This is a genomic window from Brevundimonas sp. SORGH_AS_0993 (genome assembly GCF_030818545.1).
Taxonomy (GTDB): Bacteria; Pseudomonadota; Alphaproteobacteria; order Caulobacterales; family Caulobacteraceae; genus Brevundimonas.
Genome location: NZ_JAUTAH010000001.1, coordinates 2,959,054 through 2,986,043, shown reverse-complemented (window position 1 = coordinate 2,986,043; position 26,990 = coordinate 2,959,054). Strand labels below are relative to the sequence as shown.

Genomic DNA, 26,990 nt, shown 5'->3' with positions numbered 1-26,990 from the left:
ACGATACGTCGAAGAAATCTCGAAGACTCGGAGTCGACGAACCGGGAGGTCCGCGCTGCCTTGATGGAGCTCTCCCATAGCCGACCTTAGCGGTCGCCTTGGCGCGGCTTCGTTGCGCCCCGTCTCTTTCCTTCGTATGGCCTTCCCCACAGCCAACCAAGGTAGTTCCTAATGCGCGTCGCAATGATCGGCACAGGATATGTCGGCCTCGTCTCAGGGGCGTGCTTCGCCGACTTCGGCCATGTCGTCACCTGCATCGACAAGGATCCGTCCAAGATTGCGCGATTGGAGCAGGGCGAGATTCCGATCTTCGAGCCGGGCCTAGACGACCTGGTCGAAACCAATGTGCGTGAAGGCCGCCTGTCCTTCACCCTGGATGGCGCGGACGCCATCCGAAAGGCCGATGCGGTGTTCATCGCCGTGGGCACACCCTCGCGGCGCGGCGACGGTCATGCCGACCTTTCCTATGTCTATGCCGCCGCCGAGGAGATCGCGAGCCTGATCGAAGGCTTCACCGTGGTCGTGACCAAATCCACCGTTCCCGTCGGCACGGGCGACGAGGTCGAGGCCATCATCCGCAAGACCAATCCGAACGCGGACTTCGCCGTTGTCTCCAATCCCGAGTTCCTGCGCGAGGGCGCGGCCATCGGCGACTTCAAGCGGCCCGACCGCGTGGTCATCGGCGTCAATGACATGAAGGGCGACGTCGGGACCCGCGCCTCCACGGTGATGAGCGAACTGTATCGCCCTCTGAACCTGAACGAGAGCCCCCTGCTCTTCGTCAACCGCCGCACGTCCGAGCTGATCAAATATGCCGCCAACGCCTTCCTGGCGATGAAGATCACCTTCATCAACGAGATGGCGGACCTGTGCGAGGCGGTCGGCGCCGATGTGCAGCAGGTCGCGCGCGGCATCGGCCTGGACAAACGGATCGGCTCCAAATTCCTGCACGCCGGGCCGGGTTATGGCGGCTCGTGCTTCCCAAAAGACACCATCGCCCTGGTGCGCACGGCCCAACAGCACGGCGCCCCCACACGGCTGATCGAAACCACCGTCGAGGTGAACGATTCGCGCAAGAAGGCCATGGCCGGCCGGGTGGAGAAGACCTTGGGAACCAGCGTGGCCAACAAGACCATCGGCCTTCTGGGCCTGACCTTCAAACCCAACACCGACGACATGCGTGACGCGCCTTCCCTGGACATCGCCCCGGCCCTGATCGCGGCCGGTGCGCGGGTCCAGGCCTTCGATCCAGAAGGCATGCACGAGGCGGCCAAGCTGCTGGACGGGGTCGAGATGAAATCCGACGCCTATGAAGCGGTGCTGGGCGCCGATGCCGTCGTCATCGTCACCGAATGGGATCGGTTCCGCGCCCTGGATTTGGACCGGGTCAAGCTACTGATGAAACAGCCCGTCATGATCGACCTGCGCAACATCTATCGTCCCGAGGACATGCGGGCCAAGGGCTTCCGCTACAGCGGAATCGGGCGCGGCTGATGGGCGCGCCGATCCTCGTAACAGGCGCCGCCGGCTTCATCGGCATGCATACCGCCGAGCGGCTGCTGGATCGCGGCGATGCCGTGATCGGGGTCGACAATTTCAACGCCTACTACGACCCGCGACTTAAGGCGGCGCGGGCGGCCCGGCTGGAAGGCCGCCCCGGCTTTCAAATGGTGCGGTCCGATATCGCCGACGGCGCGGCCATGCGGGCGCTGGTTGCGGACAAGGGCGTGCGGCACATCGTGCACCTGGCCGCCCAGGCCGGCGTCCGATACTCCATCCATAACCCCTTCGCCTATGAGCGGTCCAATCTGGCGGGCCACCTGTCCCTGCTGGAAGCCGCGCGCCACGCGGGCGTGCGCCATTTCGTTTATGCCTCCTCAAGCTCGGTCTATGGCGACCGGCCGATCAGCGGCGAGGGCTTCAAGGAAAGCGATCCGGCGGTCGCGCCCGTGTCCCTCTATGCGGCGACGAAGCGGTCGTGCGAGCTGATGAGCCAGAGCTACGCCACGCTTTATGGCTTCCCGCAGTCGGGCCTGCGCTTTTTCACCGTCTATGGGCCCTGGGGTCGGCCGGACATGGCCTACTACAGCTTCAGCCGGAGGATCGCGGCCGGCGAACCGATCGAGGTCTATGGCGAAGGTCGGATGTCGCGCGACTTCACCTATATCGACGACATCGTCGATGGGATCGTCGGAGTGCTGGACCATCCGCCCGCGCACAGGGCGCACGAAATCTACAACATCGGCGACAACCAGCCTGTCGGCCTGATGGAGATGATCTCCATTCTGGAGGAGGCTCTGGGGGTGAAGGCGGAAAAGATCATGCAGCCGATGCAGCCCGGCGACGTCACCTCCACCTATGCCGACATCGACAAGCTGCACGCCCTGACGGGCTATCGTCCCCGGTTTCCGCTGAAGGCGGGGCTTGAGCGATTCGTCGAATGGTGGCGCGGTTTCGAGGTCGGCTGACGCCCGGCGCGCGTGCAACCGTTGCAGTTGACTGGGGCTCCCCGCACGGTAAGGCTTGGGGTCTCAACGCGGGACGGTTTTTCACGATGCAGACCAGGGCTTCGCCCACTGACGAAGCCCTGGTCCAGGCTCACGACCGCCTGCTGAAGGACCCGGGTTTTCAGTTCGACCGGGTGGGTTTCACGCCGCCCAAGGCGCCAGGCTGGCTGTATTGGATCGGCGATCTGACCCAGGATGTCGCGCCGGTTCTGAAGTGGGTTTTCTGGGGCGGCCTTGTGCTGCTGGTCGGCTTGGTTTTGTTCGCTATCGGACGCGAGATCCTGCGGATTCGCCGCCCGCGCCCCAAGGCGAACAAACCCAAGACCCAGCGCGAAACCGAATGGCGTCCCGAGGCCCAGACCGCCCGCGATCTGTTGACCGAGGCCGACGCTTTGGCGGCCCAGGGGCTCTATGCCGAAGCCTCCCACCTGCTGTTGCTGCGCAGCGTTCAGGACATCGAAAAGCGTCAGCCCCGCACCCTGCGCGCCTCCCTGACCACGCGCGAGATCGCGGGCCTGAAGGCCTTGCCGGAGGCCGCCCGTCCTGCCTTCGCCCAGATCGGCCGCGTCGTGGAGCGCAGCCTGTTCGGCGGCGCGCCGGTCGAGGCGAAGGACTTCGCCGCCTGTCGCCGGGCCTATGAGGCTTTCGCCCTGCCGGAAGGCTGGCGCGCATGAGCCGATCGAACAGGGCGGCCAGCGCCGCCTTCTCGCCCACCGTCATTCTCGTGGTTCTGCTGGTCGGGATGGTGTCCCTGGCCGGGATCGGCGTGCTGTCGGCCTATGCCCCTGAACTGAAGTCCGGCAACGACGGCGGGACACACGCGCTGTCCCGGTCGTCCGTCGGTTTCGGCGGCCTTACGGTGCTGCTACGCAATCTGGGCGCGCCCGTGCTGCTGAACCGCGGCGTGCTGACCGAAACCTCGGACGAAAGCCTGCTGGTTCTGACGCCGCGTCCAGACACCAAGCCCGAGCAGATCAAGGACATCAAACATTACGGCGCCACTCTGGTCGTTCTGCCGAAATGGAATGCGGCGCCCGATCCCAATCATCCGGGCTGGGTTCGCACGGCCGGCCTTATCCCCGCAGAGGCGGCGCTGTCGCCGCTGAACGCTGATCTGCGCAAGACCAGCAAGCTGACCACCCGTTCCGACAGGGCGCGTCTGGTTCTGCGCCGGCCCAACGGGAGCGCCTTAGGCGCGCCAGTAGAGACAATGCAGCTTCGCACCCTGGAGGGCCCCGACTGGATTCCCGTCGTCATCGACGATCAGGGGCGATCCGTGCTGGCGATGGATAGGAAAAGCCGCATCTATGTGCTGGCCGATCCCGATCTAATCAGCAACGGCGGACTGAAGACCCTGGCCGGCGCCCGCACGGCCCGCGACCTGATCGCGATCGTTCGGCCCAGCGGCGCGCCGGTAGTGTTCGACCTGACGCTGAACGGGTTCCAGCGGTCGCGCAATTTGCTGCGTCTGATGCTTGAACCGCCGCTGCTGGGTCTGACGCTGGTTCTTGCAGCCCTGGCGGCCCTGGCCGGATTTCACGCGGCGGTACGGTTCGGGGCGCCGAAGGATCGCAGTCGGATCATCGCTCTGGGCAAGCGCGGCCTGGCCGACAACACCGCCGGCCTGGTCCGTCTGGCCCGGCGCGAGCCGCACATGGCGGTTCCCTACGCCCAGATCATGCGCGCCGCCGTCGCCCGCGCCATCGGCGCGCCCCGCGCGCTCGACGACGCCGCTCTGGACGCCTTTCTGGACCGCGTCGGCCGCACCGTCGGCGCACAGCACGCTTATTCCGCCCTGGTCGAACAGGCCAGGGCGGCCAAGACGCCCGGCGATCTTATCAAGGTGGCCGCCGCCCTCTATCGCTGGAATCAGGAGATGACCCGTGGACGTCAATGAGGTGAAGGCGCTGGCCGCGCGCATTCGCACCGAGATCGCCAAGGCGGTCGTGGGGCAGGACGATGCAGTCGATCTGCTGCTGACCGCCCTGTTCGCCGGCGGCCATGTGCTGCTGGAAGGCCCGCCGGGCACGGCCAAGACCCTGCTGGCCCAAAGCTTCGCCCAGGCGGTCGGTCTGGACTACGGCCGCATCCAGTTCACGCCCGACCTGATGCCGGGAGACATCATCGGCTCCAACCTGTTCAACTTCCAGACGTCCAGCTTCACGCTGACGCGCGGGCCGATCTTCTGCGAACTCCTGCTGGCGGACGAGATCAACCGCACCCCGCCCAAGACCCAGGCGGCCCTCCTGGAGGCGATGCAGGAGCGCCAGATCACCATCGACGGCGATCCTCATGCGCTGAGCCCGCGCTTCACCGTCGTGGCCACCCAGAACCCGATCGAGCAGCAGGGCACCTATCCCTTGCCCGAAGCCCAACTGGACCGCTTCCTGTTCAAACATGTGCTCGACTACCCTTCGGTCGATCAGGAGCGCGCCATCATCGCCGCCCATGGTTCGCGCGCGGGTCAGATGCATCCCGACGCCCTGGGCGTGGCGAGGGCGGTCGACGCCGAAGCCATCAACGCCGCCGTCGATTCGGTCGCGGGCGTCCGTCTGACGGACGAGGTTGTCGGCTATATCGTCGGCCTGGTTCGGGCCACGCGGGTTTCGGCCGATGTGGAGACAGGCGCCTCCCCCCGCGCCGGCGCCATGCTGGCGGTCGCCGCCCGCGCCCGCGCGGCCTTGGACGGGCGCGACTATGTGATTCCGGACGACGTGAAGACCCTGGCCGTGCCGACCCTGCGCCACCGCCTTGTGCTGTCGCCCGCCGCCGAGATCGAGGGTCGACGGGTCGAACAGGTGTTGACGGGCCTGGTGGATCAGGTGGCGGCGCCTCGGTGATCTATCCCACGCGACGCGCAGTGACGGTCATGGCGGCGGGCGTTCCCGTCGCCCTGCTGTTCGGCGTGCTGACTCCGGCCGGCTGGCTGGCAGGGCCGATCTGGATTGCGGCCGTCGCGCTGTTCGCGGCGCTGGATGCGCTGATAGCCGGTTCGCGTGCGGGACTGAGCGTCGCCCCCCCCGAGCCCGTGCGGCCCGCCGTCGGGCGCCCCGGCCTGGTCGGATTGAGGCTGCGTTTCGCCCCCGCTGGCCCGGCCCCGAAAGCGGTCGAGGGCGCCCTGTCCGGCGAGGCGCGCCTGGGTCTGGACGGCGCCCCGCAGCGGTCCATGTTTCAGGCCCGAGAAGCGCGGCTGACCTTTCCTTTCACGCCGCACCGGCGGGGCGCGGCGACGATCGATGCCCTGTGGGTGCGCTGGCGCGGTCCTCTGGGCCTGGTCTGGAAGCAGAAGGTCTTCGACCTGGGCCTGGCGACGCGCGTCCTGACCGATTTCCAGGGTGTGCGGGACGAGGCCGTGCGTCTGTTCGCCCGCGACGCCCTGTTCGGCGCCAAGACCCAGTTGGAGATCGGCGAAGGATCTGAGTTCCAGGCCCTGCGCGACTACCAACCCGGCATGGACCGGCGCGCCATCGACTGGAAACAGTCCGCCCGTCACGCCGCCCTGTTGGCCAAGGAGTTCCGCACCGAGCGCAACCACAACGTCATCCTGGCGCTGGACTGCGGCCGCGCGGCCTGCGAGCCCGTGGGCGGCATGCCCCGCGTCGACCGTTTCATCCATGCGGGCCTTCTTCTGGCCTGTGCCTGTCTGCGCTCAGGCGACCGAACGGGCGTCTTCGCCTTCGATTCCCAGCCGCGCGTGTCCACCGGCGCCGTCGGCGGGATCAACGCCTTCAAAACCCTGCAGACGCTGGCCGGCCGCATCGACTATTCGACGAACGAGGCCAACTACACCTTGGCCATGGCGACCCTGTCGGGCCAGCTCCAGCGCCGATCGTTGATCGTGGTCTTCACCGACTTTACCGATTCGACCGCCGCCGAACTGATGATCGAATCGCTGGGCCGCCTGCTGCGTCGACACTTGGTTCTGTTCGTCGTGCTGCGCGACGAAGAATTGGAAGACCTGACCGCCGCAGAACCCACAACGCCCGAAGACGTGTCGCGCGCCGTCGTCGCCGGCGCCCTGTTGCGTGAGCGCGAGGCCGTCGTCGCCCGGCTGCGCCGCATGGGAGCGCACATCGTCGATGCGCCCGCCCGCCAGATTGGCCCGGCCGTCCTTAACGCCTACTTGGACCTGAAGCGGAGGGATCTGCTGTGAGCCGTCTGGAAACCGGCCTGCTGAAGAGCCAGCGCTTCCGCCGCGCGCGCGAGGACGACTGGCGACGGCTAGAGCGGCTGATGGACAAGGCCGAGAAGGGCTCGCTGTCGAAACTGACGGACGCCGAAATCCTGGCCGTCCCGACGCTCTATCGTTCAACCCTGTCGGCCCTGTCGGTGGCGCGCGAGACTTCGCTGGATCAGGGCCTGATCGACTATCTGGAGACGCTTTCTGCGCGCGCCTATTTCTTCGTTTATGGCTCTCGCTCGACGCTGCAGGATCGGTTGACTGCCTTCTTCCGCACGGATTGGCCTGCCGCCGTGCGTAATCTGTGGCGCGAGACCCTGGTGTCGACGGCCTTGATGCTGCTGGGCGCGCTGGCGGCGGCCTGGCTGGTATCGACCGAGCCCGAGTGGTTCTATGCCTTCGTGCCGGCCGAACTGAGCGGCGGGCGCGATCCGGCCGCCTCAACCGAAACATTGCGCGCGACGCTGGAAGGCGCGCACGACGCCAACGGCCTGTCGGTCTTCGCCGCCTTCCTGTTCACCCACAACGCCCAGATCGCGTTTCTGGCCTTCGCTCTGGGGTTCGCCCTGTGCCTGCCGACGGCGCTCTTGGTGCTTTATAATGGCGCGACTCTGGGGGCCTTCTTCACCCTGTTCGCCAGCCGGGGCCTGGGGGTAGAATTGGGCGGGTGGCTGTTGATCCACGGCGTGACCGAGGTGTTCGCCATCATTCTGGCTGGGGCTGCGGGCCTTCGCATCGGCTGGGCCATCGCCTTTCCAGGGCAGAGACGCCGGCTGGACGCGGTCATGGACGCGGGCCGCACGGCCGGTGCGGTCATGGGCGGCGTCGTGGTCATGCTGCTGCTCGCCGGGCTGCTGGAGGGCTTCGGGCGCCAGCTGATCGCCGACACGGCCCTGCGCTACATCGTGGCCGCCGCCACCGCCGTTCTCTGGGGCGCCTACTTCTACGCTCCACGCCGGGAGGCCGCCCGTGTCCGCTGATCGGGCCGCCCCCCGCACCGAACGCGCCTTCGTCACGCCCGAGGGCGTCGATCTGCGTCTGAACATCGGCGATGCGGGCCAGCGGGCCGGCGCCTTTCTGCTGGACGCCGCCATCATCATCGCCGTTCTGGTCGCCTTCACCCTGGCCGTCGTCTTCACCGGCATCGGCGCGGTCAGCGCGGCGGGGACCGCTGGCGCCGAGATGATGGCGGTGATCTGGCTGGTGGTCTTTTTCCTGCTGCGGAATTTCTATTTCACGGCTTTCGAACTGTCGGCGTCGGCGGCCACGCCCGGCAAGCGGATCATGGGTCTGCGTGTCGCCGCTCGCGACGGCGGGCGTCTGAAGGCGGAATCGGTCTTCGCCCGCAACGCCATGCGCGAACTGGAGGTCTTCCTGCCGATGTCCGTCCTGTTCGCACGGGCCAGCGAAGGCGGTGTGGACGGCTGGATCTATCTGCTGACCTTCATCTGGGCCGCGATCTTCGTCTTTTTCCCCCTGTTCAACCGCGACCGGCTGCGGGTGGGGGATCTGGTCGGCGGCACCTGGGTCGTGCGGACCCCGCGCCGCAAACTGACCCGCGACATGGCCGACGAAAGCGCGGGTCGGATGACGCACTACGCCTTCACCCCGGCTCAGGTCGACGCCTATGGCGCCAAGGAACTTCACGTCCTGGAATCGGTTCTGCGCCAGGGCGACCGCGCCAGCCTGCGAACGGTCGCCGAACGCATCATGATCAAGATCGGTTGGACGCGCGGCCCCTATGAGACCGACCGCGACTTCCTGACCGCCTATTACGCCGCCCTGCGCGGTCGACTGGAGCAAAAGCTGCTGATGGGCGTCAGACGCCGCGACAAGCACGACGTCTAATCGCCGCAGATCAATCGAAGATCGCCCTCAGATTGTCCGCGCCCACGCCTTCCTTGGCCGTCCGCAGCTCGTAATAGAGCGACGCCACGCCCGCTGACGCGACGACGGAAGACAGGATGTTCACAAGCGGCTGGGTGATCAGGTTGAACGCCAGGTTGGGCGTGCCTTGCATGAAGCTGCCGCCGGTGGCGACCCCCAGGCCGGCCACAGCGGCGCCGACGATCCAGGACAGGATTATGTAGATGACCAGCAAGCCGAACACCTGCCAGCGATAGCCGCGCGTCAGGTCACGACTGCGCTGCAGGCTTTCGAACACCCCGCGCTTCTCCATCACCAGCGCCGGCGCCGACACCGACCAGACGATCGACAGCAGAACGCCTGGCACGATCAGAAGAAGGTAGCCCAAGCCCGTCGCCAGACCCGCAGCGATGGCAAGGCCCAGCAGGGGCAGGAAGTACTGCACCCCCACGCCCAAGGCGTCCCGGAAGGTCACGCGCTTGCCGTTGAACCCGCCGACCGCCACCTTCACAACCATGCCTTGCAGCACAAAGACGCCGATCAGATACAGCACGATGCCGACCAAATAGACCACGACTCCGCCGATAACCGAAGAGGAAGACCGCTCTGTCGCCCCCGTCATGAAGCCGGCGCCGCCGAACGCGGTCAGCAGGCTCGGCACGCCGACCATGACGGCGGAAGCGCCGAAGCAGATGGCGGCGTTCTGTTTAACCGCTGTGAACGTTCTGGAGATCACCCCACCGAAGTCGAACTGGCCTCTGCCGCCGCCGGCCGAGGAGGGCGGGACATAGGCGGGGCGCATGGCGATGATGTCTTGGGCGCGACCGTCCGCGCCGGGCACGAAATCCACCCGTTGCCCCTGCTCTATGAAGGTCGCGCCACGCAGATCGGACGCCGCAAATCCGTAACGCACGCCGTCGTCTCCGGCGATCGTCCCCTCGCCCGTCGTCGCCTCGAATGTCAGAACCTCGCCGCGCACCGTCACCTCCGTCGATCGAGCGTAGGGTGTGGTTGTACAAGGCAAAGCTTGTTATCGCCAGCGGTCCCCGCGGGTCGCCACAAAGTGAAAAAAGCCCGCCGATCCTCGACCGGCGGGCCTTGCGTCGTCAAAACCGAAAAGGAGGGCGGCTAAGCTGGCTTTTCCTCGATCTCGGGGATGGGGTCCAGTTCGCCTTCCCACTTGGCGACCACGGCGGCGGCGACCGAGTTGCCGACCACATTGGTGGCCGACCGCCCCATGTCCAGCAGGTGATCGACGCCCAGAACGATGGCGATCCACGCCTCGGGCAGGCCGAAATAGGTCAGGGTCGCCATGATGACGACCAGCGAGGCGCGCGGCACCCCGGCGATGCCCTTGGACGTCACCATCAGCAGCAGCAGCATGAATATCTGCTGATGCAGGCTCAGATGCACGCCGTGCGCCTGCATGATGAACATGGTGGCGAAGGTGCAGTACAGCATCGACCCGTCCAGATTGAACGAATAACCCAGCGGAAGGACGAAGCTGACGATGCGGCGGCGCACGCCGACCTTGGGCAAGGAATCCAGGATGCGCGGATAGGCGGCCTCCGAACTCGCGGTCGAAAAGGCCAGCAGCGCCGGGGTGCGGATTTCCCGGAACAACGGAACGACCCGCTTGCCCAGCACCACGGCGCCGGCCAGGAACAGCAGCAACCACAGGGTGGCCATCGATCCATAGAAGCCCAGGACGAACTTGGCGTAAGTGGCCAGCATCTCCACCCCCTGGGTGGCGATGGTCGAGGCCAGGGCCGCGAAGATGGCGAAGGGCGCCAGCTTCATCACGAACTCCGTCACCTTCAGCATGATCGAGGCCGCCTGTTCGACCAGATGCAGCACCGCCGGCGCCTTGTCGTCCAGTGAGGCCACCGCCGTGCCGACGAAGACCGAGAAGACCACGATCTGCAGGATCTCGTTCTTGGCCATGGCGTCGAAGATGGAGGTCGGCACCAGATGGGCGATGAAGCCGTGCAGGGAAAAGGCGTCAGTGGACGCCGTCGTCGCGGCCGCGGCCGCTTCTGGCAGATGCATGCCCGAACCGGGGTGCAGCAGTTGCACCATGACCAGACCCAGCAGCAACGAAACCACCGAGGCGCCGATGAACCAGACCATGGTCTTGACGCCGATGCGGCCGACCGAGGCGGCGTCCTCCATATGGGCGATGCCCGCGACCAGGGTGGTGAACACCAGGGGGGCGATGATCATCTTGATCAGACGCAGGAAGATGTCGGTGACGAGATTCAGATTGCTCGCGGCGGCCTTGGCCTGTTCGGGCGACAGAAACTGATTCAGTCCCCAGCCCGCCAGAACCCCCAGAACCATCGCGCCGATGACGAAATAGGCGAACAATCGCTTCATGCAAAAATCGTCCCCGTTTCGACGCGGCGCGAAACCCGTGGCGCGTCATGAAAGAATGGGCGGCGAATACACGACTCCGCCGCCCCTTGAACATCTCTTCGTTCAGACCAGGCGAATCCCTGCCCCGCCTCAGAATTCCTTGCGGATCGTGGCGTACCACCAGCGGCCCCGGTTGGAGTGCAGACGGCCATCATAGCCGAATCGCTCATTGGCCAGCGGCGGCTCTTCGTTGGTGATGTTGCGGGCGCCGATCCGCAGCCGCGTCCCAGCCAGCGGACCATGCTCCAACTCGTACTGGACGTACAGATTGTGCGTCAACCAATGATCGACGACCCAATAGTTCTGCGATCCATCCGGATTCTTCTCGGCCATATAGGCCGAGGTGTCGAAGTAGTCGTCGACGTAGCTGGAATAAAGGCCCACGGTCCAGGCGTCCTTGCGCCAGGTCACGGTCGAAGTGATCTTCCACTCAGGCCGGCCGTTGCGACGCACCAGTTCTTCGACACCGCCCACTGCGACGCCGGAAATCACGCCGTCGCGCAGACCGTCCAGCAACAGCTGATAATCGGCGTTCGGTTCCTGATACATTTTCAGCCATTGGCTGGCGTTCAGCGTCCAGGTGAAACTGCCCAGCGGAGTACGACGCAGGCTGTAGTGCAGACGATAGTCCATGCCTTCAGACGTGCGCGGCTGAAGGTTCAGATAGACATCGTTGATCGAGAGCAGGTCGCCCACCGGCGCAAGGCCCGCCGCCTGCCCGTCCGCGATCTGCTGGGCGTCCGGCGCAGCCCGGACGACGTTCGGATTGGAACTGCCGATCTGGCGCAGATAGTAGTCCATGATCAGCTGGTTCGTGCCGCCGAAAATGCCCACCAGATCCTTCTGATCGATCCGCCAGTAGTCTGCGGTCGCGGTCAGGACGCCGTATTTCGACGGCCACAGCTTCGGCTCGAACACCACGCCGGCGGTGAAATTCTTCGAGCGTTCGGGATTGAGGTTCAGGTTTCCGGAGCGCCGCTCGACGCGGGATTCCGAAGTGCAGTATTCGTTGTTCGTCGTCAGCGTCGGGATCGCCACGATCTTCAGCTGCACGGCGCAGGCCGCATAATCACGCCGGGAGTTGGACCGCTCGAAATCGGGCTGGTGCAACTGCATCAGCGTTGGCGCACGGAAGCCCTTGGACCAGGCGCTTCGGAACATCAGCCACTCGGTCGGACGATAGGACACGGCGATCTTGGGCGCCCCGACCGTGCCGAACAGGGAATATTGCTCGACCCGGCCGGCCAGCTGAACGTCGATGGATCGGACCAACGGAACGTTCATCTCGGGCGACACCACGGGCACGGCCAGTTCCGCAAAGGCCGAATAGACGTTGCGCGCGCCCGAACTGTTGGGCGTGAAGGTCACGCCCATGATGTCGCTCTGGAAGGTCTGGCCGGTAAGGTCGGTGAAGTTGATCGTGCCGTTCAAACGGTCGTCGCGAGTCTCCTTGAAGGTCTCGCGGCGCGCCTCGACCCCGGCGGCCAGGCCAACATCCCCGCCGGGCAGTTGGAACAGATCCGGCCGCGACAGGTGGAAGTCCCATTGCATCAGCTCGGTGCGCGACGTGCGCCCCGCCTTGACCATGAAGCTGTTGATCGTGTCGGGATTGTTGACGGTGAAGTCGCCGTCCTTGGGACTGTTCAAATCTCCGCCCGCGAAGGGATTATAGGCGTCCGGCGTGGTCCGGTTGATGGCCGCCTGAAGGCCGGTCATGCTGACCGCATCCATGACGTCCTCGGTGCGGGACATCGAATACAGCAGCCCCGTCTCCCAGTCATAGCCGCGCCATTGGCCGCGCAAACCGCCGACAAAGCGGGTGGAGACGTTCTCCACATTCACCTCGCGGTTGCCCAGGTCGGCGAAGCGGAAATCCTGAACCTCCACCGCAGCGCCCGTGGTCGGCACCGAGGTCAGGCCCGGCAGGCGGGCCGTCACGCCCGCGGCGCCCAGCGGGTTCCAATAGGCTGTCCGCGACATCAGCACCCGCTGATAGTCCAGCGGCGCGTCCTGCTGGCGTTGCGACCAAGTCTCGGCCCAATAGTAGCCCGCCTCGCCGAACGCCTCGATCCCGTTGTCGAAGCGGTGATTCAGAAAGCCGAACAGATTGGCGCGTTCTACCGCCGAACCGATGGTGCGCATCGTGTCCAGGTCATAGCGCAGATTGGCGTCGTCGTTCGCGCCGCTGAGAGTCAGGACGCCGTCGTCGAAACAGGTGCCGGCGCGGAATCCATTGGCCACGCAGCCCGGATTGGTCGAGGGCTGGACATGAAAGGCGCCGGTCGAACTGGTCAGGCGGCGGCCGCTGACCGAAGCGGCGGTCTTGTCCAGCTGGTAGGTGTTCGGGTTCAGACGCAGCCCTTCGGCCCAGGCCGTGATCGTGCTGTAAGTGGTATAGTCCAACCCCGTCGCGCGATCCCCGAACCGAGAGGCGCGGCCTTCCACAGTAGCGTAGGGTCGCTCCCAGATGAACAAGGGGTCGCGGGTCAGATAGTCGCCCATGACCGAAATGTTGGTGCGGCCGTCGTTGAAGTTCCGGCCCGCCTGGAAATTGAAGGAGTATTCCTCCATCCCGCCTTCGTCGCGGCCCAGGCCGGCCTGGGCGGTGAAGCCCTCGAAGTTGCTGCGCAGGACAGTGTTCACCACGCCCGCGACCGCATCCGTGCCGAACAGGGCGGCGGCGCCGTCGGCCAGCACCTCCACACGCTGCACGCCCATCACGGGGATGGCGTTGGTGTTGACCGTCGTGACCGGCACGAAATTCTCGACCTGGGTGCCGGGGTGGTTCACCAGCCGGCGACCGTTCAGCAGGGCCAGGGTATTGCCGGTGCCCAGGCCGCGCAGATCGATGGAGGCCACGTCGCCGCGCGCATTGTTGATGCCGCCGTTGTCCGTGTCGGCGTCGTTGAAGTTCACGTCTCCTGCCTGGGAAATGGCGCGAAACAGGTCGTCGCCGTCCACCGCCCCCGCCGCGTCGATCTCGTCCCCGCCCAGGACCGTGACCGGCAGAGCTTCATTGATGCGGGTGCCCTTGATCCGGCTGCCGACCACGACCACGTCCTCTACCTGGGTCGCGCCGGCCGACGTAGGGCGCTGGCGTAGCACGAAGGTCGAACCTTCCCGGCTGACGACTTCCAGGTCCGTACCCTCGATCAGGCGGTCGACCGCCGTCGCCACATCCATCGCCCCCGTCAGGGGCCGCGAGCGGACGCCCGACAGGTGGCCGGTCGGCGCCGAAATCTGCACGCCGCCCTGGCGCGCCAGTTCCGTGATCGCCTGAGAGATCGGCTGGGCCGGCACATTGAAGGCGCGGCTCTGCGCCCACGCCCCGCCCGCCGCAAGCAGCAGCGCCATCCCCGCCGCGCCGCCCGCCAATCCCTGCTTCCAAGATATCGTCACGCCCGAACCCCCGTTCGTCTAAGTCGCCCGCCCCCGCGGGTCATGTCTGAGACGCAACGCCGTCGCATTTCCTCCAAATAAAAACGGCGGCCTATTCGACCGCCGCCCGAAGCTGGATTCGGCTGGGACGTCGCGGCCAGAAATTGCGGCCGGAAAATCGCGATTGTGTCAGACCCGCGCCAGAACGATCTGCTCGGCGTTCACATCGACCTTCAGGTCCAGGCTGCCCGCGGCGGCCTTGGCGAAGGCGACCGGATCGTTGGCGACGAACAACCCCGTTATCCTCAGGTCCGCCACGCCCGCGTCCGCCATGACGATGGGCGTGTCGCTGTAGCGCGCAAACTCCAGAGCCGCCTGCGACAAGGTTTCGTTTTCCAGCTGGATGCGGCCCCGCCGCCAGGCCAGTTCGCGGTCCGCATCCACTTCGCCGACGGATTGAGGACGCGCGCCCTCGCGCACCACCGCCTGGGTGTTGGCGGCCAGCTTCAGTCGATGGCCGACGTCGCCCTTGATCTCGACATCGCCGCCGAACGACACGACCTCCACTGGCTGGTCGCCTAAGCGACGCACCAGGAAGTTGGCCCCGTTTGCCATCACGGTGGTGTCGCCCGAACGGACGACGAAGGGCCGACCGACATCCGCGACCACGTTGAACAGGGCCTCTCCGGTCTTCAGCACCACCGTGCGGGCGCTTTGACCGTATCGGACGACGCCGGCGGACAGGGTGTTCACCGTCATGACCGAACCATCGTCCAGGGGCACGACCCGGGTTTCGCCCTTGCGCGTGCTGAACGGATCGGCGCTCTGCCGCAGCAGGGCCCAGGCGCCGACCCCGCCCAGGGCGGCCGGCACGCAGGCCGCGATCAGGGCGCGACGGTTCAGCTCCCCGCGCGGCTGGGACGACAGCGACAACGACCTCAGCGGCGTGCCGCCCGCCAGCCCGCCGGCCCGGCGACTGTGCACGGCCACGGCCCGCGCCCGCGCGAACGCGCCCAGGTGTCGGACATCGGCCGCCAGCCAGGCGTCAAGCCGCGTCCGATCCGCCGCCGGCAGCGGGCCGTCGTCGAGCCGCGCCGCCCAGAGGCAGGCGGTTTGATCAACGTCCTGGCTTTTCGGCTCGTCCATGCACACGTCCGTGTTTCTGTTTCACACCCCTAGACGTTGCAAGCCCTTCGAATCCTCCATTCGCATAAGCGGCCATCAACAGGGAAAATCCCTTGGCGATGTGTTTCTCGACGGTGCTTTCGGGATAGCCCGTCTGATGCGCGATCTCCTTTTGCGACAGGCCGGACACGCGGCTGAGCACGAACACCCTCTGGGTCTTTTCAGGCATCCGGCGGATGACGTCGCTCAGATGCTGCAGCGCGTTGCGGGCCATCAACTGGTCTTCGGGCGTGATCGTGTCCACGGCCGTCTCCAGCGCCTCGATATCCGCAAGAGACTGGATCGAAACCACATTCTTGCGTCGAAGCCGGCTGACCAGAACGGAATACGCGGTTCGGTAGAAATAGGCGCGGACATTGCCGATGCCTGCCACGTCCGGTGTCGTCACCAGCTTGGCGTAGGCCTCCTGCACGATGTCGTCGATGTCGAACTCGGCCTGACGGCTGCGACGCAGCCAGCCGCGCAGGCCCGCCTCATGCGGCATGACGTGGCTGGCCAGCCACTGCGCCCGTTCGTCCGATACCCCCATGCCTTGTCATGACATGGCAAAACAGACGGACTCAAGCCATCTGGTGAATTTCACCACCATCCGCCAACGTGGTGGAGGAAAATGGCGCGCATGCGCGTCCTGGATCGGGGTCGCGCAAATTGCGTCCCCGCCAGGAAAGGCCCACGTTGGGCGACGTTTCGCGCCGGCCCACCACAACGACCGCTTCAGGAGATCGCATGTCCCGTTCCATCGCCGGCCTCTCCGCCGGCTTGACCACCGGATTGGCGCTCCTGGCGCTGTCTTCCACCAGCACGCTGGCGCTGGAGGCGGCCGCCCCGCCGGTCGCCACGACGTCGGCGGCGCCGTCTTCCCACATCACAACCCCGCGCGAAGCCTTCGGCTTCGACATCGGGGCCGACTATCAGCTGGTGAACTACACCCAGTGGGAAGCCTATCTGAAGACCCTCGCCGGACAGTCCGACCGGATGAAGCTGGTGGAGATCGGCAAATCCTCAGAAGGCCGCACCCAGTACATCGCCATCGTCTCCACGCCCGAGAATCTGGCGCATCTGGACCGCTATCAAGAGATCGCCCGTCGCCTGGCCAAGGCCGAGGGCGTCAGCGAGGCCGAGGCCCGCGCCATGGCCGCAGAGGGCAAGGCTGTGGTCTGGATCGACGGCGGCCTGCACGCCACCGAAACCGTCCCGCCCCAGGCCCTGATCGCCACCGTCTATGAATGGCTGACCGCCCAGGATTTCGAGGCCCTGCGCGTCCTGAACGACACCATCATCCTGTTCGCGCCGCTGAACCCCGACGGAATGGAGCTGGTCTCCAACTGGTACATGCGAAACGCCGACCCGCGAAGGCGCGAGTTCGACTCCATTCCAGTCCTGTACCAGAAGTACGTCGGCCACGATAACAACCGCGACTACTATCTGTCGGCCATGACCGAGACGACCAACGTCAACCGGCAGTTCTTCCGCGAGTGGTTTCCGCAGATCATCTACAACCACCATCAGACGGCCCCGGCCGGCACCGTGGTGTTCATGCCGCCGTTCCGCGACCCCTTCAACTACAACTACGACCCCCTGATCATGAGCACCTTGTCCGAGGTCGGGGCGGCCATGCACAGCCGCCTGATCGAGGAGGGCAAGCCCGGCTCGACCATGCGCAGCGGTGCGAACTATTCCACCTGGAACAATGGGATGGAGCGGTCCGTCACCTATTTCCACAACGCTGTGGGCCTGCTGACCGAGATCACGGGTCATCCGACGCCCAGCCGCATCAGCCTGGTTCCCGACAACCAGTTGCCGCGTAACGACCTGCCCATGCCGATCGCGCCGCAGACCTGGCGTTTCGGTCAGTCCATCGCCTATTCCCAGTCGATCAACCGGGCCGTCCTCAACTACGCCTCGCGCAACAAGGACAGGCTGCTGTTCAACATCTGGCGCATGGGCCAGAACGCCATTGACAAGGGCAATACCGACACTTGGCGCATTACGCCCTCCGGGATCGAAGCGCTGGAGGCGGCGGCCGGCGACAACGCCCGTCGCATCGACCCCGCCCTTTACGAGCGTGTCCTGCATGCGCCGGAGCGGCGCGACCCGCGCGGCTACATCGTACCAGCCGATCAGGCCGACCTGCCGACCGCCGTGGCCTTCCTGAACAGCCTGATCAAGACCGGGGTGGACGTGGACCGCGCCACCCGCGCCTTCACCGTTCAGGGCAAGACCTATCCGGCCGGTTCCTATGTCGTGCGCACGGCCCAGGCCTATCGCCCGCACGTGCTGGACATGTTCGAGCCGCAGGATCACCCGCACGATCTGCAATATCCGGGCGGCCCGCCCAAGCTGCCCTATGACGCCACCGGCTACACCCTGGCTTTGCAGATGGGGGTGAAGTTCGACCGCATCCTGGACGGCTTCGACGCGCCGACCGAGCGGGTTCCCGACGTTATGGCGCCGCCGCCCGGCAGGATCGAAGGCTCCGGCCGCGCCGGCTGGCTGATCGACCACGCGCCAGTCAATGGCTACATCCTGTCCAACCGCCTGCTGGCGGCCGGCGTCCCGGTCTTCTGGCAAGCCGGCGAAACGCGGGCGGGCGCCGCCGCCTTGGCGCCCGGCGCCCTGTGGATCCCGGCCGACGACAAGGCACGCCCGATCGTGGAGGCGGCGGTGCGCGACCTGGGCCTGAACGCCTACGCCGCCGCGCGCGCGCCGGGCGGCGACAGGATCGCCCTGAAACCCGTGCGCATCGGCCTGGTGGATCGCTACGGCGGCTCGATGGCGTCCGGGTGGACCCGTTGGCTGCTAGAGCAGTACGAGTATCCGTTCCAGATCGTTTATCCGCAGCGCCTGGACGCCGGTGATCTGGCCAAGGATTTCGACGTCCTGGTCTTCGCCTCGGACATGATTCCCGCCGACCTTTCTGATCAGCGCGACCAGCCGGAGCCCGCGTCCATCCCGGCCGAGTATCGCCCCTGGCTGGGGACCATCAGCGCCGACAAGACCTATCCGCAGATCGACGCCTTCGTGCGCAGCGGCGGCAGCGTCGTGACCATCGGCTCGGCCCACCGTCTGGCGGCGGCCTTGGGGGCGCCGGTCCAGGACGTGCTGCTGGGCGCGAACGGCAAGCCGCCGGCCTCGACCGACTTCTTCATCCCCGGCGCCCTCTTGCGGACCGAGGTGGACAACCGCCGCCCCCTGGCCTTCGGCGTCACCGACCAGCTGGACGTCTTCTTTAACCGCAACACGGGCTTCCGCCATGCCGGGGACGGCGCATCCATCGTCCGCTATCCGGACCAGGTCGCGGTCTCCAGCGGCTGGGCCATCGGGCCGCAGAAGCTGTCGGGCGCCGATGCGGTGCTGGACCTGCCGCACGGCCAGGGGCGGATCATCGTCCTGGGACCGGACGTGGTGAACCGCGCTCAGGCGCGCGCCTCCACCCGCCTGCTGTTCAACGCTCTGTTCTACGGCCCGGCGGCCTCGCGCCGACCGTAAGTCTGCCACTCGCGGCGGGCGCCGGCCCGCCGCGACCAGGCCCAGCCTCAGCCGGCGTGGGCCTTCTGGGCCTTGGTCAGTTCGATCATCCCCTGGGCGGCGCCCATGTCCGGCACGATCTCGCCGGTGCGGTCAGAGATGGCGTCGAAGCGGGCGGCGACCTGTTCGGGCGCATCCGGGCCGGTGATGAAGTCGCCCTGGGTCAGGGTCACATAGGCCCGTTCGAAGCCCCCGGCGCCTGCCGCCAGGATGCAGCGCGTGGGCGCGTCCGCGCTGACCAGATACAATAGGCCCGGCGTCACCAGTTCCGGCCCCAGGGCCTCCAGCGGCAGAGCCGCGCCCAGGTCTTCGGTCATGCGGGTGTGGGCCGTGGGCGCCAGGCAGTTGACGCGGATGTCGTTCTTCTGGCCCTCGATGGCCAGGGTCTGCATCAGCCCGACCAGCGCCATCTTGGCCGCCCCATAGTTCGACTGGCCGAAATTGCCGTAGAGGCCCGAGGACGACGTCGTCATGACGATGCGCCCGTGGTTCTGGGCCCGCATGATCTCCCATACCGCCTTGGTGCAGTTGACCGCCCCCATCAGATGCACGTCCACGACGAAGCGGAAGTCCTCCAACTCCATCTTGGCGAAGGTCTTGTCCCGCAGAACACCGGCGTTGTTCACCAGGATGTCGATGCGGCCCCATTTGGCCATGGCGGCCTCCACCATGGCCTGAACAGCGGCGTAATCCGTGACGGAAGCGGCATTGGCCATCGCCTCGCCGCCCGCCGCGTCGATCTCGGCGACCACGGCTTCGGCCGCCGTCGCCGATCCGCCCGAGCCATCGCGCGCGCCGCCCAGATCGTTGACCACCACCCTGGCCCCCCGCGCCGCCAGCGCCAGGGCGTGTTCGCGCCCCAGACCGCCGCCCGCCCCCGTCACGATCGCCACCTGACCGTCAAACCGCATCGTCGTTCCTCCTGTGTCTTGGGGCGACAGGATCACCATGACCGTGCGTCAGGCAAGCCTGCCGCCCCAAGACACAGGAGGAAAACGGAAATGATCGGCCGCGCGAATTTCGCTCGCCGCCCAGGCCGACACCGGCCACTGTGGCGCGATGAACGACGCCGACGCCGCCTTCACGCCGTCGCCCCCGCGCGTGGGGCCCGGCTTCATCGCGGCCCTGACCTTGGCCTATATCGGCGGTTTCATCGGCTTCGTGCCGCTGCTGTCGTTGATCGTTCCGTTGCAGGCGCAGGCGCTGGCCTCGGGCGACAAGGTGGCCCTGCTCAGCCTCGTTTCCCTGTCGGGCGCAATGACGGCCAGCGTCGCCAATCTGGCGGCGGGCTGGGCCAGCGACCGGACGCGCAGCCGGTTCGGGCGGCGGCGTCCGTGGATTATCGCCGGTCTGGCAGGGGTGATCGTCGCCTATGGTCTGATCGCCTGGGCCCAGACGCCCACGGCCTTGCTGGCCGGGGCGGTCGCCTTCCAGCTGGCCTTCAACCTGATGTTCGCCCCGCTGAACGCCGTCCTGGCCGATGTCGTGCCCGATGTGCAGAAGGGCCGCGTCGCGGCTTTTCTGGGCCTTGGCCCGCCGATGGGGGCGGCCAGCGGTCTGTTGATCGCCCTGCCCCACGTCGGGGGCGCGACGACGCGCGTTGCGTTGCTGGCGGCCCTGGTCGTCGCCTGCATCCTTCCGCTTCTGTTGAGCTGGCGCGAACGGCCCTGGGCGCCGCCTCCACCTTCGGAAGCGTCAACCGACGAACCCAGGACACGCCTGTCGGCCGATTTCGGCTTCACCTGGGCCTCGCGGTTTTTGATGCAGATCGCTGCCAGCGTGGTGAACGCCTTCATGTTGTTCTACCTGGCCGACTACGCCCTTTACGGCGAGCGGTTTCCCGGGTCGACCGTCGAGAGCGGGCTGGCGCGGCTGATCGCCTTTTCGACCCTGCTGATCGTCGTATCGGGTTTCGTCGGCGGCTTGGCGTCGGATCGGTATCGACGGTGCCGCCTGTTCATCGTCCTGTCGGCCGTGCTGGTGGCGACGGGTCTGGGGGTGTTCGCCCTGTGGCCCCAGTGGCCGGGTCCGCTGATCGGCTACGCCTTCTACGGCGTGGGCCTGGGCCTCTATACGACGGTGGACGTGGCCTTGGTGGCGCAGGTTCTGCCGTCGCGCCGTCATACGGCGCGCGACCTGGGGATCATGAACCTGACCAACACCCTGCCCGCCGTCCTGGCCCCGCTTCTGGCCTTGGTCGCCCTGGGCCCCGACCGCCAGGGCTGGCCGCTGTTGATGGCCCTGTCGGCCGCAATCGCCCTAGCCGGCGGCTTGGCCGTGCTGGGCGTCCGGCGAGTCAGGTAAGCGTTGTCAATTTCGGAGGCTTGGGGCTAGGCTGCCAATCGAAGGAGCCTGCCGATGCGACCGTTCCCTGTTTCCCGCGCCCTGGTGCGGCTGGCGCTTCTGGCGCTCGCCCCCCTGTCGTTGATCTCCCTGTCGTTGGTTTCCGTGGCGCCCGCCTGGGCCGCAGCGCCGGCGGCCGTGACTGCCGCCCAGAACCCCACCGCGCGCGAGGCCGCCGACGCCATGGGCAAGGGCTTCAACCTGGGCCAGATGTTCGACAACACCCAGCATCCCGCGACACTGGCGACGGCCCGGCCCAAGATCGACGCCTATTATGCGCGCGGCTTCCGCGTCGTGCGCATCCCCGTCACCTGGACCGAAGACGTCGATGGCTCGACCCTGGCCGACCCCCAGACCGGGCGCGTCGATCGCAATGCGCCACGCCTGAAGGCGTTGAAGGCGGTCGTCGATTACGCCCTGGCCCAGCCCGGCCTCTACGTCGTGCTGAACGTTCACCACGAAAAGCGGCTGAAGCAGGACGGCCGCGCCGACGTTCTGGAACAGCTATGGACCGACATCGCCGACCTCTTCGGCGACCGCGACCACCGACTGATCTTCGAAATCCTTAACGAGCCCCATCTGGAGGGCGGCACGCCCATGGCGCCGGAAATGGTGCGTGAGATGTCGGGTCGCGCCTATCAGCGCATCCGCGCGCGCGACGCCCGCCGCATCGTGGTGATCGGCGGCAATCAGTGGTTCGGCGCCGACGAAATGGCCCGCACCTGGCCCGATCTGAAGGCGGTCGGCGACGGGGCCGACCCCTATGTCATGGCCACCTTCCACCACTACAATCCCTGGACCTTCGCCGGCGACAATCAGGGCGACTACGCCGATCCCTGGACTGAGGAGGATATGCAAAAGCCCATGCAGACCATGGCCGACTGGGCCACGACCGTGGGCAAGGGCATGCCGGTCTTCATCGGCGAATGGGGCGTGGGCTGGCACAGCACGCTGGCGACCATGAACTGCAACAATGTGCGCCTGTGGTATGCGCGTTTCCACGCCGCCCACGCCGCACCGATGCATATGCCCACCGCCGTCTGGGACGACGGCGGCTGGTTCCAGTTGTTCGACCACGCCCGTAACCGCTTCGGCGACAATCTGGTCGACTGCATCGGCGGCGAATGCGCCTGGTCGGGAACCGAGCGTTTCAACCCCGACTGCTACTGACCCGCTTCAATGCCAGTCGCCGCCGCCGATAGGCGCGCCCGGCGGCACGGGCTGGGCGACGGGCAAGGTCTCACCGAGGGCTTTCAATCCCTCGACCGGGCCGGTCAGGGCCTGAGCCAGATAGGCGCATTGGGCCGTCTCGTTCCGATCCCCTCGGCATCGTTTCAACTGATCGCCAAATCGGTTGGCGGCGTCGCGCACCACGCCTTGAGCCGTGGAGGACAGGTCCTTGCCCTGCATCAGGGCGGCCAGATAGGCGGCGTAACGGGCGCGGGCCACACGACGCAGTTCAGCCTGACGCGGGCCGAGGGCGCCGCCCGGCCCCACGGTCACGGCGATGCGGTCCAGCGTCTCTTGCAGACCCAGTTGCGAAGGGTCGCGGCGCTGCTGCTCCACCAGCCGGTTCAGTCGCTCGGGCGCCAAAAGAGTCTCATAAACCGGCTCCGTCGCGGCCCCAGCCGCCGACGACGGATCGAACACCGCATCGGTGCGCCCCTCGAACAGCTCGATATCGGTCTGGCGATCCGGCACGCCCGATTGGGCCGACGACAACAGGTCGATTACCCGATCCGGCAGGTCCAGGGTCTCGGGCGACAGGGCCAACATGAGCGCGTCCAGCGCCGCGCGCTGCCGCTCGGCCGAAACCGGATCGGCCTGCTCGCGCCCGTCGCCGCTGACGGAATAGGCATAGTCCACGCCCCCGATCTGACGCCCCACCGCCGTCGTCTGATAGCGGTGATACAGATAGATCGGCACGATCACGCGGCGCAGATCGGCCGCCGGCGCCCCGGCCGGCAGATTGTTCAGGCCGAATCGCGACAGGGCGATGCGACGCACCGCCAGGGTGTTGGCGAACTCTGCGGTCACGTCCGCGCCGTTGTCCCACATGGCGCCATAGGGCTGGAGGCTGCCCAGCGGCCGTGTGTCGGTGTCGTTGACGAAGCGATAGCCCCGCGCTTGGCTGTCCGCCGCCAGGGCCAGGCGGCGCGCCTGCGGGTCCTGCCCCGGCGCATCCCCATACAACCAGTCGACAACGAACCGATCCCAGGCGCCGACGCCGGTGGTGTAGACCCGGCTGAAGTCCAGACGGTCTCCGTCCGCGATCACCCAGGGCGCCGGATAGTCCATGACCGAGGCTCGCCCCTCGAACGTCGAGGCGGCGAAGTTATGGGCGATGCCCAGGGCGTGGCCGATCTCATGCGCCGACAGCTGGCGCAGGCGCTGATAGGCCAGACGGTCGGGGTCGTCCTCGGCCCCTGTCCCGCTGCGGTCGGCGCCGACCAGACCTTCGAAGATCATCTTGTCCTGGCGGTCGCGTAGGGAGCCCAGTTGCACCACCCCACGCACGATCTCGCCGGTGCGCGGATCGTTGACGCTGGTTCCGGTCGACCAGCCGCGCGTCTCGCGGTGGACCCACGACACGATGTTGTAGCGAGCGTCCATCGGATTGACGCCTTCGGGCAGAAGCTCGACCCGGAAGGCGTCGATGTAGCCGGCCCGGTCGAACGCCTGGGTCCACCAGTTTCCCCCCTCGATCAGGGCTTGGCGGATGGCGGGCGGCGCCGCGCGGTCCACATAGAAGACGATGGGTTTCCTGACCGGGGACCGGGCGGCGGTCGGGTCGGTCTTCTCCAGACGGAAACGTCGGGCCAGGCGCGTGACGACGGGATGGTCCAGGTCGGCGGCGAAGTCCGTCACCACGATCTGCGCCGAGGTGCCGGAGCGCGGATCGTGCGGCACGGGCTGGAAGCCGTCGTCCGGCAGGCGGATGAAAGAGTGATGCACCCCCAACGTCACCGCCCGCGTCTCGGGCGAGACACGCGACAGGTCGGCGCCCGGCTCGTCGCTGGTGAAGGTCTGGACCGTCTCGAACTCGACGTTCTCGGGGAAAACCAGCGTCTGGCCCGCGTCGATGAAGCTCAGCGTCGGCGCAGGCTTGAACGTCCCCAGGCGGGCGCGTTTGAGACGGCCGACGGCGTTGACCGCATCCCGCTCCAGAAACCCGGACAGATCGAAGGTGATTGCTCCGTCCACCCCCGTCTCGATCACTTCGCCGGACCAGACCACGGGCGCGGCGAAAGAGGCGGCGACGGCGTTCACCTGATCCGCATCGGCGTCTTCGGCGCGGAAGCGGTTGTTCTCGAACACGGCGAAGACGCGATTGCCGACCTTGCGAAAGACCACCACCTGGGACTGGCCCAGGCCCGACCTGTCCAACCCCGCCCCATCCAGGCCCAGCCCCGCCGACAGCCCCGGCTGATAGAGATATCGGCCCAGCACCCCATCGGGGCCTGGCGCGGGCAGACGCACCGTCACCTTGCCCTTTTGCGGATCGGTCCGCACGGCGAACAGGCCGCTACGCCAGGCCGCCGACGCCTCGGAGACGGCCGATGACGGGGCAGGCGTCGTCGACTGCGCCGCCGCCGGCTCGCCCGCGCCGATCAGAACCAGACCGGCGGCGCCCGCCATCAGAATCCCACGCATCCTCGCCCTCCCCTTCGTTTCGGCCGACCTCAGCGCACGCCCAGGGCCAGGGCGTCCGGCCGGCGCGTATCGGCGGCCCCCAGGAAGCGGTCGCCCTCGATCATGATCGACTGCGTGCTGCCCATGGTCATGGACGGTCGAACCGTATGGCCCCGCGCGCGCAGCAACCGCTCCACATCGGGCGAGAATCCGCCCTCAAGCTCCAGCGGGCTGTCGCCTCCGCCCTGGTTCAGGCGCGGCCGCATGGCGGCCTCGGCGATGTTCAGGTCGTGGTCGATGACGTTAGAGATCAGTTGGACCATGGTGGCGATGATGTAGCCGCCGCCCGGCGTGCCCGTGACCAGCCAGGGCTTGTCGTCCTTGAACACGATCATCGGGGTGATGGTGGAACCCAGACGCTTGCCGGGCGCAGGCGAGTTGGGCTGGCCCCGCGTACCCCAGGCGAAGTTGTCCAGATTGTTGTTCAGCAGGATTCCGGTCCCCTCCGGGGCGACATGCGCGCCATAGGAGTTGGACAGGGTGTAGGTGTTCGAGACGGCATTGCCCCGGTCGTCCGCCACCGAAAAGTGGGTCGTGTCCTTGCTCTCGAACGGATAGGGATTGCCCTCGGGAATGTCGGCGCCGCTCAGCGACCGATCCAGCGAAATCAACTTCACCCGCTCGGCGGCGTAGCCCTTGCTGGCAAGGCCGTGGGCCGGCGCGTTCCACTGGGGCGCCCCGCCGATCAGCCGACGATCGGACGAGGTGATCTTCATCGCCTCGGCGATCAGATGAAGACTGTCGACGCTGCCCCATCCCATGGCCTTCAGGTCGAAATGCTCCAGAAGGTTCAGCGCCTCGGCGACGCTGACGCCCGAGGCGGTCGGCGGCATATAGGCGATGCGATCGCCCCGATAGCTGCCCCAGATCGGTTCGGACACGTCGGCGCGATAGGCGGCCATGTCGGCCAGGGTGATGACGCCGCCGTGGGCCTGTATGCCCGCCACGATCTGACGGGCCAGATCGCCCTTATAGAATTCGTCGGCCCCACCGCGGGCGACCTTGCGCAGGCTCTCGGCCAAAAGCGGCTGGCGGAAGACTTCGCCTGCCCGATAGGGGGCGCCGTCCGGCTTCAGATAGGCCTCGCGCGCGCCCGGATCGTTGGCCAGAACCCGCGCCCGGCCGGCTGTGGCGTCCGCCTCGCCGTCCGACAGGACATAACCGTCCTCGGCCAGGCGGATGGCCGGCGCGATCAGGTCGGCCCAGGGCATGGAGCCGAAGCGCCGGTGCGCCTCCCACATGCCCATGACCGTGCCGGGCACGGCGACATTGATGAAGCCCGAGGGTTTGGAGCGGTCGAACTTGCCGTCAGACCCCAGCAGCAAGTCCGGCGTCGTCGCCGCAGGGGCCACGCCGTAGTAGTTTATGGCGATGTCCTGGGCCGGCCGATCCGCCGTCGCGGCCATATGCACGACCATATAGCCCGAGCCGCCGATATTGCCGGCGCGGGGCAGGGTCACGGCCTCCGCGAAGGCCACCGCGATGGCCGAATCCACCGCATTGCCGCCCCGCCGCAGCACGTCCACCCCGACCCGCGTGGCCGGATCGCTTTGGCTGACCACCATGCCGCCGCGACCGACGACCGGACTGTGAATCTGGCCGTAGCTGACAATGTCGCCGCCGCTGCCTGTCGCGGGACGAACCGGGGTAGAGACCTCTTGGGCGAAGGCCGGCCAGCCCGCCAGAAGCGCAGCGACAGCGACCGCCGCAAACCGCATTTGTGAACGCACGAACAACTCCCCACGACAAGCCAGCCGCCGGCCGGCAGCCAGAACACTACACCTTATCAGCGATAGCATTGCGCCAAGGCCGGATTCAACCCGCACAACTTGTGATTATATTGCTCAGAATATGCAACATATGTAAATTTTCACCTCGAATGGTTGACGCCGCCA

General features: G+C 66.8%; 19 protein-coding genes. 11 read left to right on the top strand and 8 right to left on the bottom strand.

The genetic code is table 11. The features are described from left to right. The first annotated feature begins 171 nt into the window (after positions 1-171). The 8 genes from QE389_RS14595 to QE389_RS14560 all read left to right on the top strand — a co-directional run bounded on the left by QE389_RS14595 (position 172) and on the right by QE389_RS14560 (position 8,535). Entirely contained in the window at positions 172-1,494 is a 1,323-nt protein-coding gene (locus QE389_RS14595) for a UDP-glucose/GDP-mannose dehydrogenase family protein (RefSeq protein WP_307368831.1), read from the top strand. Beyond that, positions 1,494-2,468, top strand: a complete 975-nt coding sequence (locus QE389_RS14590; protein WP_307368828.1) for an NAD-dependent epimerase/dehydratase family protein — start codon at positions 1,494-1,496, stop codon at positions 2,466-2,468. The genes QE389_RS14595 and QE389_RS14590 overlap by 1 nt, the downstream gene beginning before the upstream one ends. A gap of 86 nt (positions 2,469-2,554) precedes the next feature. Then, the gene (locus tag QE389_RS14585) at positions 2,555-3,181 is read left to right on the top strand and encodes a DUF4129 domain-containing protein (protein ID WP_307368825.1); all 627 of its coding nucleotides are present in this window, start codon (positions 2,555-2,557) and stop codon (positions 3,179-3,181) included. Then, positions 3,178-4,404 carry a DUF4350 domain-containing protein gene (locus tag QE389_RS14580; protein WP_307368823.1) on the top strand — a complete coding sequence of 409 codons (1,227 nt, stop codon included), beginning with the start codon at positions 3,178-3,180 and terminating at the stop codon, positions 4,402-4,404. The genes QE389_RS14585 and QE389_RS14580 overlap by 4 nt, the downstream gene beginning before the upstream one ends. Continuing rightward, positions 4,391-5,347 (top strand): MoxR family ATPase, encoded by a 957-nt coding sequence (locus QE389_RS14575; RefSeq protein WP_307368821.1) that lies wholly within the window; start codon positions 4,391-4,393, stop codon positions 5,345-5,347. Before QE389_RS14580 ends, QE389_RS14575 begins: the two co-directional genes overlap by 14 nt. Continuing rightward, entirely contained in the window at positions 5,344-6,660 is a 1,317-nt protein-coding gene (locus QE389_RS14570) for a DUF58 domain-containing protein (protein ID WP_307368819.1), read from the top strand. The genes QE389_RS14575 and QE389_RS14570 overlap by 4 nt, the downstream gene beginning before the upstream one ends. Then, positions 6,657-7,667 (top strand): stage II sporulation protein M, encoded by a 1,011-nt coding sequence (locus QE389_RS14565; RefSeq protein WP_307368817.1) that lies wholly within the window; start codon positions 6,657-6,659, stop codon positions 7,665-7,667. Before QE389_RS14570 ends, QE389_RS14565 begins: the two co-directional genes overlap by 4 nt. Next, positions 7,657-8,535, top strand: a complete 879-nt coding sequence (locus tag QE389_RS14560; protein ID WP_307368816.1) for an RDD family protein — start codon at positions 7,657-7,659, stop codon at positions 8,533-8,535. The genes QE389_RS14565 and QE389_RS14560 overlap by 11 nt, the downstream gene beginning before the upstream one ends. A gap of 10 nt (positions 8,536-8,545) precedes the next feature. Here the strand turns inward: QE389_RS14560 and QE389_RS14555 are convergent, their stop codons facing one another. The 5 genes from QE389_RS14555 to QE389_RS14535 all read right to left on the bottom strand — a co-directional run bounded on the left by QE389_RS14555 (position 8,546) and on the right by QE389_RS14535 (position 16,060). Beyond that, positions 8,546-9,532 (bottom strand): YciC family protein, encoded by a 987-nt coding sequence (locus QE389_RS14555; protein WP_307368813.1) that lies wholly within the window; start codon positions 9,530-9,532, stop codon positions 8,546-8,548. A gap of 149 nt (positions 9,533-9,681) precedes the next feature. After that, a complete protein-coding gene (locus QE389_RS14550) occupies positions 9,682-10,929 on the bottom strand; it encodes a dicarboxylate/amino acid:cation symporter (protein ID WP_307368810.1) in 1,248 nt (415 codons plus the stop codon). Between the two features lie 129 nt (positions 10,930-11,058). After that, on the bottom strand, positions 11,059-14,367 hold the full coding sequence (locus QE389_RS14545) for a TonB-dependent receptor (protein ID WP_307368808.1): 3,309 nt from the start codon (positions 14,365-14,367) through the stop codon (positions 11,059-11,061). 168 nt (positions 14,368-14,535) lie between these two features. Then, positions 14,536-15,492 (bottom strand): FecR domain-containing protein, encoded by a 957-nt coding sequence (locus QE389_RS14540; protein WP_307368806.1) that lies wholly within the window; start codon positions 15,490-15,492, stop codon positions 14,536-14,538. After that, positions 15,464-16,060: an RNA polymerase sigma factor gene (locus QE389_RS14535; RefSeq protein WP_307368804.1), complete on the bottom strand. Its 597-nt coding sequence runs from the start codon at positions 16,058-16,060 to the stop codon at positions 15,464-15,466. The genes QE389_RS14540 and QE389_RS14535 overlap by 29 nt, the downstream gene beginning before the upstream one ends. Before the next feature lie 197 nt (positions 16,061-16,257). Between QE389_RS14535 and QE389_RS14530 the strand changes: the two genes are divergently transcribed. Next, a complete protein-coding gene (locus tag QE389_RS14530) occupies positions 16,258-19,020 on the top strand; it encodes a M14 metallopeptidase family protein (RefSeq protein WP_307368802.1) in 2,763 nt (920 codons plus the stop codon). 47 nt (positions 19,021-19,067) lie between these two features. On the opposite strand, the gene QE389_RS14525 is transcribed toward QE389_RS14530, so the two are convergent. Further along, positions 19,068-19,970 carry an SDR family NAD(P)-dependent oxidoreductase gene (locus QE389_RS14525; protein ID WP_307368800.1) on the bottom strand — a complete coding sequence of 301 codons (903 nt, stop codon included), beginning with the start codon at positions 19,968-19,970 and terminating at the stop codon, positions 19,068-19,070. A gap of 148 nt (positions 19,971-20,118) precedes the next feature. On the opposite strand from QE389_RS14525, the gene QE389_RS14520 reads away from it, so the two are divergent. Beyond that, entirely contained in the window at positions 20,119-21,363 is a 1,245-nt protein-coding gene (locus QE389_RS14520) for an MFS transporter (protein WP_307368798.1), read from the top strand. A gap of 54 nt (positions 21,364-21,417) precedes the next feature. After that, entirely contained in the window at positions 21,418-22,572 is a 1,155-nt protein-coding gene (locus tag QE389_RS14515) for a glycoside hydrolase family 5 protein (protein WP_307368796.1), read from the top strand. A 6-nt stretch (positions 22,573-22,578) separates the two neighbouring features. Here QE389_RS14515 and QE389_RS14510 read toward each other — a convergent pair whose 3' ends face one another. Both QE389_RS14510 and ggt read right to left on the bottom strand, forming a co-directional pair. Then, positions 22,579-25,056, bottom strand: a complete 2,478-nt coding sequence (locus tag QE389_RS14510; RefSeq protein WP_307368795.1) for a zinc-dependent metalloprotease — start codon at positions 25,054-25,056, stop codon at positions 22,579-22,581. Positions 25,057-25,085: 29 nt separating this feature from the next. Beyond that, entirely contained in the window at positions 25,086-26,825 is a 1,740-nt protein-coding gene (gene ggt, locus QE389_RS14505) for a gamma-glutamyltransferase (protein ID WP_307368790.1), read from the bottom strand. Positions 26,826-26,990: the final 165 nt, after the last annotated feature.